Origin of the sequence: Aerococcus suis (assembly GCF_900176325.1) — a bacterium.
GTDB lineage: Bacteria > Bacillota > Bacilli > Lactobacillales > Aerococcaceae > Aerococcus > Aerococcus suis.
Genome location: NZ_FWXK01000005.1, coordinates 26,436 through 41,079, shown reverse-complemented (window position 1 = coordinate 41,079; position 14,644 = coordinate 26,436). Strand labels below are relative to the sequence as shown.

13 protein-coding genes and 2 pseudogenes are annotated in these 14,644 nt (G+C 37.2%); 8 read left to right on the top strand and 7 right to left on the bottom strand.

Translation table 11 applies throughout. From position 1 onward, the window contains the following. Window positions 1-3 precede the first annotated feature (3 nt). Window positions 4-974, bottom strand: a pseudogene (locus tag B8955_RS05160) (alpha/beta fold hydrolase). A 27-nt stretch (window positions 975-1,001) separates the two neighbouring features. After that, window positions 1,002-1,538 (bottom strand): sodium:solute symporter family transporter, encoded by a 537-nt coding sequence (locus tag B8955_RS05155; protein ID WP_084099172.1) that lies wholly within the window; start codon window positions 1,536-1,538, stop codon window positions 1,002-1,004. On the opposite strand from B8955_RS05155, the pseudogene B8955_RS05150 reads away from it, so the two are divergent. Beyond that, window positions 1,521-2,120, top strand: a pseudogene (locus B8955_RS05150) (Gfo/Idh/MocA family oxidoreductase); the annotation flags it as partial. The gene B8955_RS05155 and the pseudogene B8955_RS05150 overlap by 18 nt on opposite strands. Window positions 2,121-2,360: 240 nt before the next feature. Here the strand turns inward: B8955_RS05150 and B8955_RS05145 are convergent. Both B8955_RS05145 and B8955_RS05140 read right to left on the bottom strand, forming a co-directional pair. Further along, window positions 2,361-2,969, bottom strand: coding sequence for a GNAT family N-acetyltransferase (locus B8955_RS05145; protein WP_084099171.1), 609 nt, complete (start codon window positions 2,967-2,969; stop codon window positions 2,361-2,363). A gap of 97 nt (window positions 2,970-3,066) precedes the next feature. Further along, window positions 3,067-3,729, bottom strand: coding sequence for a flavin reductase family protein (locus tag B8955_RS05140; protein ID WP_084099170.1), 663 nt, complete (start codon window positions 3,727-3,729; stop codon window positions 3,067-3,069). Between the two features lie 268 nt (window positions 3,730-3,997). Here B8955_RS05140 and B8955_RS05135 point away from each other — a divergent pair, with 268 nt between their 5' ends. Further along, window positions 3,998-5,380: a YjiH family protein gene (locus B8955_RS05135; protein WP_084099169.1), complete on the top strand. Its 1,383-nt coding sequence runs from the start codon at window positions 3,998-4,000 to the stop codon at window positions 5,378-5,380. Between the two features lie 187 nt (window positions 5,381-5,567). Continuing rightward, entirely contained in the window at window positions 5,568-6,659 is a 1,092-nt protein-coding gene (locus B8955_RS05130) for a glycerol dehydrogenase (protein WP_084099168.1), read from the top strand. Window positions 6,660-6,953: 294 nt separating this feature from the next. Here B8955_RS05130 and cas9 read toward each other — a convergent pair whose 3' ends face one another. Further along, window positions 6,954-7,985, bottom strand: coding sequence for a type II CRISPR RNA-guided endonuclease Cas9 (gene cas9, locus B8955_RS05125; protein WP_084099167.1), 1,032 nt, complete (start codon window positions 7,983-7,985; stop codon window positions 6,954-6,956). 139 nt (window positions 7,986-8,124) lie between these two features. Continuing rightward, window positions 8,125-9,498, bottom strand: coding sequence for an NAD-dependent succinate-semialdehyde dehydrogenase (locus B8955_RS05120; RefSeq protein ID WP_084099166.1), 1,374 nt, complete (start codon window positions 9,496-9,498; stop codon window positions 8,125-8,127). A gap of 185 nt (window positions 9,499-9,683) precedes the next feature. On the opposite strand from B8955_RS05120, the gene B8955_RS05115 reads away from it, so the two are divergent. The 4 genes from B8955_RS05115 (at window position 9,684) to B8955_RS05100 (ending at window position 12,590) form a co-directional block, all read left to right on the top strand. Further along, window positions 9,684-10,619: a metal ABC transporter solute-binding protein, Zn/Mn family gene (locus tag B8955_RS05115; RefSeq protein ID WP_084099165.1), complete on the top strand. Its 936-nt coding sequence runs from the start codon at window positions 9,684-9,686 to the stop codon at window positions 10,617-10,619. A 14-nt stretch (window positions 10,620-10,633) separates the two neighbouring features. Continuing rightward, window positions 10,634-11,152: a pneumococcal-type histidine triad protein gene (locus B8955_RS05110; RefSeq protein WP_084099164.1), complete on the top strand. Its 519-nt coding sequence runs from the start codon at window positions 10,634-10,636 to the stop codon at window positions 11,150-11,152. A gap of 98 nt (window positions 11,153-11,250) precedes the next feature. Next, entirely contained in the window at window positions 11,251-11,952 is a 702-nt protein-coding gene (gene gloB, locus B8955_RS05105; protein WP_084099163.1) for a hydroxyacylglutathione hydrolase, read from the top strand. 20 nt (window positions 11,953-11,972) lie between these two features. Beyond that, entirely contained in the window at window positions 11,973-12,590 is a 618-nt protein-coding gene (locus B8955_RS05100; RefSeq protein ID WP_200804271.1) for an NUDIX hydrolase, read from the top strand. Between the two features lie 59 nt (window positions 12,591-12,649). Here the strand turns inward: B8955_RS05100 and B8955_RS05095 are convergent, their stop codons facing one another. Next, window positions 12,650-13,120 (bottom strand): ECF transporter S component, encoded by a 471-nt coding sequence (locus B8955_RS05095; protein WP_084099251.1) that lies wholly within the window; start codon window positions 13,118-13,120, stop codon window positions 12,650-12,652. Window positions 13,121-13,288: 168 nt separating this feature from the next. Here B8955_RS05095 and B8955_RS06830 point away from each other — a divergent pair, with 168 nt between their 5' ends. Beyond that, on the top strand, window positions 13,289-14,614 hold the full coding sequence (locus B8955_RS06830) for a M14 family metallopeptidase (RefSeq protein ID WP_143238397.1): 1,326 nt from the start codon (window positions 13,289-13,291) through the stop codon (window positions 14,612-14,614). Window positions 14,615-14,644 lie beyond the last annotated feature (30 nt).

The following is a 14,644-nucleotide window of genomic DNA, read 5'->3' as shown; positions in this document are numbered from 1 at the left end:
CGTTTAATAAGACACTTTAATATTAGTATCCATTAACCAATTCATCACATAATCATTAAGGTGAACATTGATTGAGTCATGACCATATTCCGGTAATAAGAAATGTTCTTTCTTAGCATCGATACGATTATAAATCGCATATTGAGTAGATGGATAACAAACAACGTCATCTAAACAAGTCACAAATTTAACGGGAATTTGATTAAATGCGCAAAGTTTTTAATGTCAATATAATCTAGTGTGCTTAAGATTTTTTCTTCAGATTCGTGGAATGGGTCATGGAATTTGAAGTAACGGAATAATTCGTCATAAGCTTCACTCGTGTTACCAAGTTCTAATACCCGTTTGAAATCACTTAAGAATGGATAAATCGTGACGCAACGTTTAATACGAGAGTTTAAAGCAGCGGCAATTAATGATAGGGCGCCACCTTGAGATTCACCGTAACTATAGAAATGATTTTCGTCAGTTTGTGGTAATCCCGCAACAATTTCGATTAAGGTATAAACATCTAAATAAATATCTTTGTAGAAGAGTGAATCAGGACCATCAATCATTCCGCGAACAATATGACCTTTGACTGTATTGCCATTAAAGGTTCCATGATCAATAGATTGACCAGATTGGCCTCTAACATCCATAGCAACGACTCCATATCCCATGGCAACATATGAGAAGAGTGCAGACCAGTCAGGAACTTGTCCCATATAACCGTGGAAACGGAAAATCACTGGGAAGTTTTTGCTATTTTTTGGGAAAACACAACGAGCGTAAACTTTTCCGTTATTTGTGCCATCAAATTTTAAGTTATAGCAACCAATATCTCCTGTTCCAAAGTTTTTTTCTGCTAACGTATAACCAAATGATTTAGGTAAGTCGGCAAGTTGTTGTTGCCAGAAACGATCAAAATCAATCGGTGCTTCACGTCTACCTCGATAAGTTGGCATTTCGCTAAGTGGCATGGTGTCTTTCATTCGGATGCTTCCTTTCTGTCTAATGAATTATTTATTTAAACTATAAATTGTTAATCCATTTAAGTTTTTATCTTGTTTGAAAATGAAACTGAATAAGTAACCAAATACAATTGATGATAGTAAAGCAATTGTTGCAACTAATAGAGAAGAAATTCCCATGTTATTTGCAATAAAGCTAATAACAACACTGATTAAGAAACCAATAAGAACACCTTTACTATTCGCACGTTTAGTGAAGATACCTAAGACGAAAAGTCCGGCAACAGGAACACCAAACATACCAGATACGGCTAAGAAGATTTCCCATGTTGAAGATTGGTTACCAGTTACAAAGTAAATTGTAACACAAGTTGCAAGTAAACCAGAGATAATAATAACCCAACGAGCTAAAGCAACGTCTGAAATTTTACGGAATGCATGGTTGAAGTAACGTTGTTTGAAGTCGACAACGAAACAAGATGCAACCGCATTTAAACTAGAAGAAATCGTTGATTGAGCAGCAGCAAAGATACCAGCGATAATTAATCCTGATACTCCAGCAGGTAATTGCGTAACAACATTCATGAGTTGGACTGTATTCAATTTATTATGGATGGTTTACCTGAAAAAGTTACGATGGTTGGCGGCAATGTTTATCATCACGGAGAAAACTTTGGTGATGAAGATGATATGCTTATTCTAAATTTAGAATATAGTGATGACCGTTATGCCGTACTTGAATATGGAAATGCCTTTAGATGGGGAGAACATTATGTCCTTATTGAAGGAACAAAAGGTGCTATTAAGTTAGACTTATATGATACGGGAGGCACATTACGTGTCAAAGGTGAGGGAGATTCTCACTTCCTCATTCATGAAACCCCTGAAGAAGATGCAGAACGAACAGATATCTATATGGGTCGAGGCATGGATGGTGCGATTGCTTACGGAAAACCAGGTATTCGTTGTCCACAATGGTTACAAACTTGTATCGATAAGGAAATGGCTTATTTACATAACATCTTAAAAGGTGGCGAAATTACTGACGAATTCGCTAAATTATTAAACGGTGTTGCCGCACTAGAATCGATTGCGACAGCAGATGCTTGTACGAAATCATTAAATGAAGATCGAAAAGTTGCCTTATCTGAAATTACAGAAAACTAACAAAAAAGACCGATTGTCATCTGTGACAATCGGTCTTTTATATTAAAAGAAATAAACTAGTAATGCTAACACAACCATCCAAGTGATCATTTCACCATAATGTGGTTTATCATATTGCGTTGCTTTAACTTGTGGTTTCATTTTCTTTCGAGATGGGGCCCCTTTTCATACGTGAACAAATTAACGATTCTATTATAACAAATTACGTATGAATTAAAACGGGTAAGGCGGAATTTATTATTACAATTTTTTAACAAATAACATAGCTGTCATAGGAATCTGACGTTTGTTAATCGATAAGGTAATTTCTTTAGAAGCAAAACGTTTAAAACCGCGATGTTCGTAAAATTGATACGTACAGAAACTATCCGTAAAGAGATAAATTTCTTTGCCTTTTTCGCGACGTGTTAACTCATCGAGTAAAAAAGTTCCAATCCCCTTGATTCGACTATTTGGCTTAGCGGCTAAGAAGATAATTTCACCATCAGGATGATGGTCAGCTTGATAAGCTTGTAATAGTTGTTGGTTCGTTTGTTCATAAACATCAGAACTGTTTGCAAAAAAAGTTCGGCTAAGCCAATTTCCTGAGCGAACGATACCCTGTTGCCAGCGTGACTGATGAACTGTTTTCTCACCGTTGATGCGAGCCAGTAAAAGGCCGACGAGTTGTGTATTATAATAAGCTGCAATTACTTGGGTGGCTTGGTTCAGTGCTTCATAGAAGAAGTAACGACCATAGATTTGGCGTGCCCAACGGTTAGTTAAGTATTGGTCGAATTGCATACCTTCAATGGCAAATTGGATGGCTTCTTGGTAATCAGAGGGATTAAGTGGTCGAATCGTTAACATAAGGCACACTCTTTTATAAAAAAATCCCCATTGGTTATACCAAAGGGGATAACATCATTCATTATTTTTTTGAATTGATTAGCAGTTGAAAAATTGATTATAATTTACCTTCTAACCCTTTGTCAACGAGATCTTGATATTTTTCATCCACTTTTGGCGGTAACATTTCAAAACTATTATTAATTTTAGTGAAATCGTAGTAGCCTAAACGAGCAACTGGTTCAATACCCACGATATCAATTTTGCCTTCATCAGTAATCACATCATCATTGATATGGATTCCAATCACTTCACCAAAAATAACATCTACCGGTGCAATTTTACCATTAGCTGGTAAGTGAGTACTTTGTAAATATTTAATTGGGGATGCTTTGACCATTGCCACATCGACTAATGTCGCTTGTTCGCGTTCGAGATGGCTGTATTCAAATTTATCTTTGACCCCATCAGGAAGCATAGCAATTGACGAATCGTTCATTTGTTCGGCTAAGTCTCCAGAAACCATATTGTAAACAAATTCACCTGTATGTTCGATATTTTTGACGGTCGTTTTGTCGCCTAAGGTAACAGGATGTTGATTCGCTGAAAACATCACCATTGGCGGATCGTAAGTGACATTAGTGAACTGACTATAAGGGGCAATGTTATCTGTTCCATCTTCATTCTTAGTAGAAATCCAACCAATTACGCGTGGAACAGTTGACGATTTAAATGGGTTATGTGGTAATCCATGGTCATCATTTTTCGGTTCATAGAACATCTGAGAATTCCTCCTTAAATATAAAAAGCGATTACAATTTGCCTTTAGTATATTATATAAAAAGAATAAATTTGAAAATTTCTTAATTTATTAAAAAATACTTAGGTCTGAAATATGAGGATTTTGCCAGAAAACAGGAGAAAATAATCACTTATATATAAAAAAACATATTGCGCCTTAGATTATTTGCAATAGTATTATCATGTCTGTATAATACTTACATAATAGTAACCGTAGGACTCATAAAGAAAGAGGTTTCAAAAATATCATGAGTGAAGACAATGCTCATAAAGAGCAGTTTTCTTGGAAAGATAAACTAAACTTTATCATTCCATCAGTTTTGGGTGTCTTATTATTAATGACACCATTTCAAATTAACGGTGAATCAACAGTAATGGTTTCAGTGATTTCTGATTTCATTAGGGATGGAATTAATTCGGTTGTTCCCATCTACTATTTAGTCATTATCACGATTTTCATTTCACTATTATTGGCAGCGATTTACCGATTCTTTAAACCGGACTTTATTAAGAACAATCATATCCTACTTGAAGCAGCTGATGTTTCATGGTTTGAATTGTTCGTACGTTTCTTTAGTTTAATTTTAGCTATTGTTGTAGCATTCGGTGAACAATGGGGATTACCTCAATTGATTTGGGGACCTGACACTGGAGGACTTATCCTATTCGACTTAATTAATGGATTATTTGTTATCTTCCTAGTGGCTGGGTTTATCCTACCGTTCTTGACAGAATTCGGATTGCTAGAGTTCTTAGGCGTGTACTTAACCAAAGTTATGCGTCCGTTATTTAATCTTCCTGGTCGATCTGCTGTTAACGCAGTCGCATCATGGGTAGGAGACGGAACAATTGGTGTCGCTTTAACGAGTAAACAATACAAAGAAGGTTACTATACAGCTCGTGAAGCAGCAGCTATTGCGACAAGTTTCTCTGCAGTATCAATTACATTCTCTTTAGTTGTTGTACAAAATATTGGTATGATGGATAAATTTGGCTTCTTCTATTTAATAGCCGCAGTTGTTGGAATTATCTGTGCGTTAATTGTGCCACGGATTCCGCCACTTTCTCGTATTTCGGATTCTTACTACCATAATGATGAGAGTCACTCTGCTGATGAAGTGATTCCTGATGGTTATACGAAGTTTGAATGGGGAATGTATAACGCAATTAAACAAGCCAAACACAATGGTGACTTTAAACAATATATCGTCAGTGGAGCAGAAACCGTCTTTAGTTTATGGATGGGGGTTATCCCAACAATTATGGCGATTGGTACAGTGGTATTGATTATTTCTGAAACAACACCAATCTTCCAATGGTTAGGATTGCCATTCCAACCAATTCTAGAGTTATTACAAGTTCCAATGGCGCAAGAAGCGAGTCAAACAATGGTCATTGGATTTACCGATATGGTACTACCATCAATTATGGCTGCTGAAATTCATGCACCGATGACACAATTTATTATTGGAGCAATGTCTATTGTCCAATTAATTTATATGTCTGAAACAGGGGCAGTTATTTTAGGATCTGACTTAGAATTATCATTCTTAGACTTGTTCATTATCTTTATTGAGCGGACAATTATTGCCTTACCAATTATTGTGTTATTAGCTCATATTATATTCTAACGATTTATAAGAAAAAGCATCTGGTTCGCCAGATGCTTTTTTGTTATTTAAACATCCAATGTGAAAACATTGACTTATTATTTAAACAATTCGGGTGTAACCGTTGGCATAAAAAATGAAAGTGCTATCATAATGACTGTGAAATATTTCGCAATTGATTTATAACGGATGGAGGAATAAAAATATTATGAAAATTTTTGCAAGTCCCTCACGGTATATTCAAGGTGAAAATGCTTTGTTTAACAATATCGATGTCATTAAAGGATTAGGTGAACACCCAGTTATTTTATGTGATGACACAGTTTACGGTATTGTTGGTGAAAAATTTATTGACTACTTAACTAAAGAAGGCTTAAAACCTATTCACGTTGCCTTCAATGGTGAAGCGTCTGAAAATGAAATTGAACGTGTTGTAAAAATCGGTAAAGAAGAAAACATTGACTTTATTATGAGTCTTGGTGGCGGTAAATCAAGTGACAGTGCTAAAGCAGTTGCTGACGTCTTATCAATTCCTGTCATTGTGGCACCAACTATTGCGTCAACAGATGCACCAACCTCTGCTTTATCAGTTATTTATACAGATGAAGGGGCTTTTGAAAGATACAATTTCTATACTAAAAACCCTGACGTTGTGTTAATGGATACCACCGTTATTGCTAAAGCACCAACTCGCTTATTAGCATCAGGTATTGCTGACGGTTTAGCAACATGGGTAGAAGCCCGTGCCGTTATGGAAAAACATGGTGAAAACATGATTTCTGGTGAACAACCAATCGCCGGAACTGCTATCGCTAAAACATGTGAACAAGTTTTATTCGAAGATGGATTAAAAGCTATGGCTAGTGCTAAAAAAGGTGTTGTCACTAAAGCCTTTGAAAATGTTGTCGAAGCGAATACATTATTATCAGGTATTGGATTCGAGTCAGCTGGTTTAGCCGCAGCTCACGCTATCCACAATGGTTTCACTGCTTTAACTGGTGACATTCACCATTTAACTCACGGTGAAAAAGTCGCTTACGGAACATTAACACAATTGTTCTTAGAAGATCGTCCAACTGAAGAAATTGATAAATATATTCACTTCTATCAAAAAATCAATATGCCAACAACATTAGAAGAAATACACTTAGCAGATGCTTCTTATGATGACTTACTAGCTATTGGTAAACAAGCAACAATGCCAGACGAAACAATGTCAGAAATGCCATTCGAAGTCACACCAGAAATGGTTGCTCAAGCATTGATTGCTGTTGACTCATACGTTAAACAAATGGATTAATTGATCATAAATGTTAATAAAAAATCCCTAGTGATGTTAATCGCTAGGGATTTTTTGGGTGTCAAATTTTTGATAGGAAATTAAACCTCTTCGTTGGTGCTTGTCAGCTCATAAGTGTTTTTTGATAGGAAATTATTGAGAGTGCAAAAACCTATGACAGTTACAGCAATTTTGAGAAGTGGTTTTTTGATAGGAAATTATTGAGAGTGCAAAAACAGATCCATCCAAAGTATCTAGATTGCGGTCGTTTTTTGATAGGAAATTATTGAGAGTGCAAAAACATGTAGTCGAGAACTACGTCAAGGTAGCGAGTTTTTCTTTTTTATCTAACCGCCAGCCTTTAATGTCATCGACTTTATACCCAAGATCTTTCGCTAATTTTTTCGGTCCATAAGTTTTGACCTCATCATAAAGCAGGGTATTTAAGATTGTTTCTTTTTGTTCAGTTGTCAGTTTAGGGTCTTCTTGACTCGGAATACGTAAATTATTGAAGTCGTTAAGTAGGTTATAGATTTGTGCCGAAAGGCTAGACGCACTTGCCCGTTCCAAACCTTTAATATCTGTCCCAATTAATTGTTCAAAAATATTTGTTTTAGGTTCTTTTGTTTCCGGATAATCTGCCCAAATCCCATATGGACTTGGATTCGCAGCATTTCCTGGTCCTTGATAATAAGGACGTTTACGGTAAACCAATCCATGTTTTTTATCGACAAATTGGGCGATAAAATCGTCGGTTAGTTCAGAATAGAAGGGTTGTTGTGCTTCTAGAATTAAGCGAAGTTCTTTCGCATATTCACCTACTGTAAAGACGTTGAGTTGGTATTCCCCTTTTTGGTTATAACCAGATCTGACACGACCACCATCTATTAAGCGCTTGTATTGAATTTGTCCTGGCGTTTTATTTTCTAGTAAGGCTTTGTTTTCTTTAATCTGCTCTTTATAACCAGAACTTTCTCCTTCGTCAATCGCATCTTCTAAATAGGAAATGCCTCGTTTTTTTAAAATATGTTTGACGACAATATTAATTTCTGATGGGGTGAGTTTGTCAGTTAATCCTTTGACGCGGAGTGCGTAGGGATTGGCGTGTTTATCAGCGTCGTCTCGTGTAAATCCTTTTTGACTTAATAATTTTTCCGCATCATGTAGACGGGTACGACGACGGCGAAGTAATCGTCGTGTGCTGCGTGCAGTTCGTCTTTCTTCATTATCGGCACTACTTCTTGAACTGAATAATCGAACGCCTAGATCTACAATGTCTCCGGTTTGATCGTCAAGAATCGACCAGCCGACGCTTGCAATACCTAAATCTAATCCTATACTGTACATTATTCTACCTCCCAATTTTATTATATAAAGTATACCAAAGATTCAGTAAATGATTACATATTTTTTAAAAGAAACCATAATAAAACCCCCACCTACTGATATTCAATAGGTGAGGGGAGTGATTATTGGATATGATTTATTAGTTTTTAGGAGTAAAAATTAAGTGTTCATTAACAAAGGCATCGAAACCGAGTTCACTTAATTCACGGCCATAACCTGAGTTTTTGACACCACCGAATGGTAATTCAGGAAGTGATGTCCAACCAGAGTTAATAAATGTCATACCGGTTTCAATTTGTTCACCAACTGCTTTGGCATGTTCGATATCTGCACCGAAAACGGTATTACCAAGACCGTATTTAGAGTCATTAGCGACTTCAATCGCTTCAGCTTCATCTTTCACTTTGTATACAAGTGCTACTGGGCCAAAGATTTCGGTATCGTAAATCGGATTGTTTTTCGTAATATCCGTTAAGATTGTTGGCATGACGAAGTTTCCTTCGTGGTCGATTGGTTCATTACCGTAAACGAGAGTCGCACCATTGGCTAAGGCGGTATCAATTTGTTTTAAGACATCTTCTTTTGCGCCAGGTGATGATAGTGGAGCAACCACTGTTTCAGGATCCATTGGGTCACCCCATGGACTGTTTTTGAATGATTCCGTTAGCATGTCGACAAAACGGTCGTAATTTTTTTCGGTAACGATGAATCGTTTAGAAGAGGTACATACTTGTCCTGCGTTAAATAAACGAGCAAAACCTAATGTGCCTTGTAATTGATCAAAGTCAATGTCATCAAGGACGATGAAGGCATCGTTTCCACCTAATTCAAGGGTTGATTTTTTCAAGTTTTTACCGGCTTCTTCAGCAATTGAAGCACCGCCACGTTCAGAACCGGTTAGACAAACGCCTTGAACACGTGGGTCAGCGATAATATCACTGACTTGATCGTAGTTAATAAATAAGTTCGTGAAAGCTCCTGCTTCAATGCCAGCTTCATGCACTAAATCTTGGAAAGCTTGAGCAGATCCAGGACAAATAGACGCATGTTTTAGAATGACTGGATTACCCACCATAAAGTTTGGCGCAAAAATACGCATTACTTGGTAAAATGGGAAGTTCCAAGGTTCAACAGCCATAATGATACCCGTTGCTTGTTTGACATAGTAAGCATCACCAGCATCTGTTTCTAAATCAACAGGTTGCAAGAATTCTTCTGCTTTATCAGCGTAGTAATCGGCAATATCGGCACTTAGTTCTACTTCGCCTTTTGATTCAGCGAAGAGTTTTCCCATATCTTTGGTCATAATTTCGGCAAATTTATCGGCATCGCGACGTAAAATATCCGCCACGAGATGTAGTTGGTCTCGACGTTCATCTAATAAATCTTCACGACGCCATTTTTTGTATAGCTCGTGTCCTGCTTTTAAGGTTTCTTCGACTTGTAAGTCACTGGAATCTTCGTAGGTCTTTAACACTTCATTTGTATAAGGATAAGTTGTCTTGTAAGCCATATCAATTCCTCCTTCTTATGATATTTTCATTATAACATAGTAGAAAGCGGATACAACTTTATTGCTTAGGGAAGGTAACTATTGAAGAACGAAACGAAGCTTTTGCCTAAATCGTAAACGTTTCTATTTACAATTTAAAACCACCTTGCTATAATATGGCAATGATAAGGAGTGGAACAGGTAAAATGAAGAAATTTTTGCTAACGATTGTGGCGTTAATGAGTATGATTTTAGTAGGATGTGGAAAAGAAACCCAAGAAGCTGAAAGTGATGGGCTGGATATTGTAACGAGTTTCTATCCTGTCTATGCCATGACTAAAGAAGTAAGTGGCGATTTAAATAACGTTCGTATGATTCAAAGTGGAGGAGGCATTCATGGATTTGAACCTTCTGCGAGTGATATTCGAGCGATTGATGATAGTGATGTTTTTGTTTATCATGCAGATACCCTTGAATCATGGGCTGGCAATCTAAAAGATAATCTAACTGATGGCGATGTGACGGTGATTGAAGGGACTGATGACCTAAAATTAGAACGAACGAATGGCTTAGAAGATTTTGAACTGAAAGATGGGATGGATGAAGATTCTTTAAATGATGTTCATACATGGACAGATCCAGTGATGGTTGGCGAAGAAGCGATTAATATTGCTAAGAAATTAGGTGAAGCGGATCCCGATAATGCAGAAACATATATGAACAACGCCAAAGAAATGCAAAAAGAAGGACAAGCGATTATTGATGAATTCAAACCGAAATTTGCTGATTTGAAACAAGATACCTTTGTCACGCAACATACTGCTTTTGCTTATTTAGCGAAACGTTTAGGTATTAAACAGTTAGGAATAGCAGGTCAAGAAAATAGTGAAGAACCGAGTGCCCAACGAATTTCGGAAATTCAAAAGTTTGTTAAAAAATATCATGTGAAAACCATTTTTACCGAAGGAAATGTTTCTCCTAAATATGCTCAAGTGATTTCAGATGAGACAGGTGTGGAATTAGATGAATTGAGTCCGTTAGAAGTGGATCCTGAGAATGATCAGTCCTATTTAGATAATTTGCGTGATAATATCGATACGCTATATCAACGAATGGCTGAAGAAAGTAAAGAGATGAAATAGGAAGGATCTTGTTCATGAAAAAAATGAATAAACGTTGGTTAGTAGTCGGGATTGTGGTTATAGCTATTGCCCTTATTGCTGGAGGCTATGTTACTTGGCAAAACCATGAGCGTTCTAGTTCAGATAATCGGGTATCTTATGTGGTAGATGAGGATAACCTATCAGAAGAAAACTCATCGACAGAAGATAAAACACCTGCTGAAATTGATGAGGAAGAGCATATTGATGCCGAACAAATCGTGGCTAAAATTTTGCCGGATGGTTATGCTACGTCACATGGGGACCACTATCATTATTATTCTGGACACGTTCCAGCTAATTCGCTATTCAGTGAAGACTTGATTTTAGATCAATCAATTGAGAACTTTTCTGATGACAACATTTTATATGAAATCGATAATGGCTGGATTGTGCGTAAAGGTGATGATTACTATGTCGTTTTAGATGATCCGAATAATCGACAAAATATTCGTAGTGAAAGTGAAATTGAAGCGCAACATCATAATCGTGAACATAATGATGATGACCATTAATAGGTTATAGGCGAGGGAGACCTCGTCTTTTTAGTAGTTATCTTTTTTTATTTTTGGAAATGAGCATGCTAGAATAAAGCCAAAGAGGAGTGATAGCAATGATTACAGCAATACCTGCATTAAGTGATAATTACATTTGGATTGTTGAAACAAATCATCACGAAGCGTTAATTGTTGATCCAGGGGAAGCCCAACCGGTTCTGGATTATCTAGAAGCGCATGAATTAGAGCCTAAAGTGATTTTATTAACGCATAAACATGAAGACCATGTAGGCGGCGTCAAAACACTCGTCACGAAATATCCAGATATGAAAGTTGTCGGTCCAGAAGAAACATATGATTATAATACACAAACTATATCTCCTGGAGAAAGTATTGAATTACTAGGTGATAAGTATCGTGTGCTTCCAACTTATGGACATACTTCTGGTCATGTGTCTTATATTACAGATACTTCAGCTTTCGTGGGAGATGCGTTATTCGCAGGAGGTTGCGGACGCGTCTTTACAAATGATTACGGCGCAGGTTTTGCTGGGATGCAAACCTTACGCGATTTGCCAGATGACTTAAACGTTTATGCGGGACACGAATATACGGTAACCAATTTAACGTTTGCTCATGATCAAGCTCCAGAAAATGAAGCAATTGCTGAAGCGTTGACTGAGGCAAAACAGTTACAAGCCGATGGACAACCAACGTTACCAACGACGATTGCTCATGAAAAAGAAACGAATCTGTTATTAATGGCAAAAGACGAAGCAACCTTTAAACAATTACGCGATATCCGTGATACTTACTAATAATAGAAAGGGACGATAGTTTGGATACACAACCATGGTTAGATTGGGCAGTTGAATTACAAAGTCTCGCTCAAGCAGGACTGTACTATAGTGATAATAAATATGAACTAGAACGTTATGAGCGGATTCGAGAAATAGCGGTTGAAATGATGGCTTATAAAACACCAATTTCAAAAGAAAAACTGATTGGCTTGTTTGCTAACGAAGTCGGTTATCAGACCCCTAAACTCGATTCGCGCGCAGCCATTATCAAAGACCACAAAATTTTATTAGTACAGGAAGAAGATGGAACGTGGGCGTTACCTGGTGGCTGGGTAGATGTGGATCAAACGGTTCATGATAATTTAATTAAAGAAGCCAAAGAAGAAGCTGGTGAAGAAATTACAGTGGATCGTGTGATTGCTCTTCATGACCGAAATAAACGAAATGCGGGGACTTATGCTTTGGAAATTACTAAAGTCTTTGCTCTTTGTACTAGCCATGGGGGAGAATTTAAACCTAATAATGAAACCTTACAGGCAAAATATTTTGCTTTAGATGAATTACCAGAAATGGCTAATCATAAAACAACAGCAGACCAAGTAAGAATGTGTTTTGAAGCCTATGATGATCCTAACTGGGAAGTTGTCCTAGATTAGCGAAGTATTGAAAAAATGAAGTAGCTAGCAAGTGGCGTCACTTGCTAGCTATTTTTTATTTAGAGATGAATTTTTGGTAGTAAATAATGGGGAAGCAGTTCAGCTAGAATGGTCGCAAAAATCACTTGCATTAAATTGCTTGGTAAAGATGCTAACCCAGCAACCGAACCAAACATGAGTCCTGTTGCTAAAGCATATCCTCCTAACATTACGAAAGCAGCAAGAAGGTAACCTAACCATTTATGAGACGCTTGCATGAGTTTAGCGAATACATAGCCTTGTAAGCCATGGATAATGAGTGAGAATAATGCCCAATTGGCAGATCCAGATAGAATATCAATCAGTAATCCTGATAATCCGCCAACTAATAATCCTCCAGTTGGACCAAATAACATGCCAACAAAGTAAATGCCACCATCACAAATCGTCACAAAACCATGAGTTGCTGGGATAGGAATAATAATTAATAAAGATAGTGCGACAATTACGGCAGTCATAATCGCTAAGTAAACCAATTCTTTTGTTTTCAATGTGTGCATAAAATCCCTCCATGGATAGTATAGCAAATTTTTCTTTTTTCAACCTAATAAAAGTTATTATAAAATCTGCGTGAAAAGGAACGTGACTTTTTAAACATTCACCGTTATAATGTAAGCGATAACAATAAAGTTGGTTCGATTATAAGGAGGGCTTTGTAAATGAAGAAACTGTCATTACGTCAACAAGTCGCGATGGGATTATCGGCGACATCGTTATTGTCATTATTAGCGGTTGGTTTGCCGCAAACTGTTCAAGCTGAAGAAGTGGTCAGTGACGAAGCGATTGAGGTGGAAACATCGGATACAACGGAAGAAACAATAGTCAATGAAGAGTCTATTGAGACGACTGATGATGCTGGGGAAGAGGCGCCAGTTGTTGAAAAAGAAGAGGAAGCTCAGACACCAGTGGGAGCCATGCCAAAACCCTTACCAGGAACTGGAGAAAATGAACAACCTGATGAGTCCATGTCTTCCGACATAGCTGAAGTGCCAACTGATGACAAAGAAGCATCGACACCAGAAGAGGCAGAGAAGAACATCGCTTTAGAAGATGATAAAGTTTATATGACAGAGCCAAAAGAAATGGTTGAGCATGTAACAGTAGGTGATGTCGACACAGATCATTTAACTTGGACGTTAAATGGAAAGCCAATTGAAGAGATTAATAATTATGAAATGGAAACTGGTGACTTTACGGGAAGTCCATTTTTAACGGTGAACACGGAACGTAGAGGTAACGATTTAGTAGTGAAGGTAAATACGGATTTACTATTTGGTGAGGATTTAAGCTTACGTGAGCCAAATAATATTCGTCGTACCTATCGCCATTATATTGGCGATTATGATTTAATCGGAACTAATGCGGATAAATCATTGGTCTTAACGAAACGACTAACAATTCGTCCTTATGCCAATTACCATTCCTATGAGGAATTGATGACTGGAATTAAAAAAATAACAGAACGCGAACATAATAATCGTTATGTGGCTACGGAATCTTATGGTAAAAGTGCTCAAGGTCGTCCTTTACTTTATAGTGTCGTGGCTAAAGATAAAGAGTCGATTGATCGCTATTTGAATGAAGCGATGCCTATTATGATGACCCAACCAGAAGATATTCAAAAACTATTAGATAACGGGAAATTTGATTATAAGATTCCATTACTCTTCCATAATACACATGCGGATGAACAACCAGGAGTCGATATTGTCTATGGATTATTTGATGCTTTTGCTAATCGAGAAGTGGTCACTTACCAAACGACGACAGCTGATGGAAAACCAAAAACCGTCACGTTAAATATTCCTGAATTACTGGATCGGTTTATTTTCTTATTTAGCTTTGCTGAAAATCCTGATGGAGTGGTAGACAATACACGGGTATTAGCGAATGGTTTAGATCCTAATCGTGATACAGGTTACCAAACGAATCCAGAAACTCAAGCAGTCGCCGGATTGTTAACCAATGGAACCCACTCACATTAATTGACTTCCATGGATTTGTAAGAGAATTTT

Excerpts from the sequence above, each read along its gene's own strand:
- B8955_RS05155 (WP_084099172.1), bottom strand. The coding sequence starts at position 1,538 with ATGAATGTTGTTACGCAATTACCTGCTGGAGTATCAGGATTAATTATC.
- B8955_RS05145 (WP_084099171.1), bottom strand. The coding sequence starts at position 2,969 with ATGTTAACGATTCGACCACTTAATCCCTCTGATTACCAAGAAGCCATC.
- B8955_RS05140 (WP_084099170.1), bottom strand. The coding sequence starts at position 3,729 with ATGTTCTATGAACCGAAAAATGATGACCATGGATTACCACATAACCCA.
- B8955_RS05135 (WP_084099169.1), top strand. The coding sequence starts at position 3,998 with ATGAGTGAAGACAATGCTCATAAAGAGCAGTTTTCTTGGAAAGATAAA.
- B8955_RS05130 (WP_084099168.1), top strand. The coding sequence starts at position 5,568 with ATGAAAATTTTTGCAAGTCCCTCACGGTATATTCAAGGTGAAAATGCT.
- cas9 (WP_084099167.1), bottom strand. The coding sequence starts at position 7,985 with ATGTACAGTATAGGATTAGATTTAGGTATTGCAAGCGTCGGCTGGTCG.
- B8955_RS05120 (WP_084099166.1), bottom strand. The coding sequence starts at position 9,498 with ATGGCTTACAAGACAACTTATCCTTATACAAATGAAGTGTTAAAGACC.
- B8955_RS05115 (WP_084099165.1), top strand. The coding sequence starts at position 9,684 with ATGAAGAAATTTTTGCTAACGATTGTGGCGTTAATGAGTATGATTTTA.
- B8955_RS05110 (WP_084099164.1), top strand. The coding sequence starts at position 10,634 with ATGAAAAAAATGAATAAACGTTGGTTAGTAGTCGGGATTGTGGTTATA.
- gloB (WP_084099163.1), top strand. The coding sequence starts at position 11,251 with ATGATTACAGCAATACCTGCATTAAGTGATAATTACATTTGGATTGTT.
- B8955_RS06830 (WP_143238397.1), top strand. The coding sequence starts at position 13,289 with ATGAAGAAACTGTCATTACGTCAACAAGTCGCGATGGGATTATCGGCG.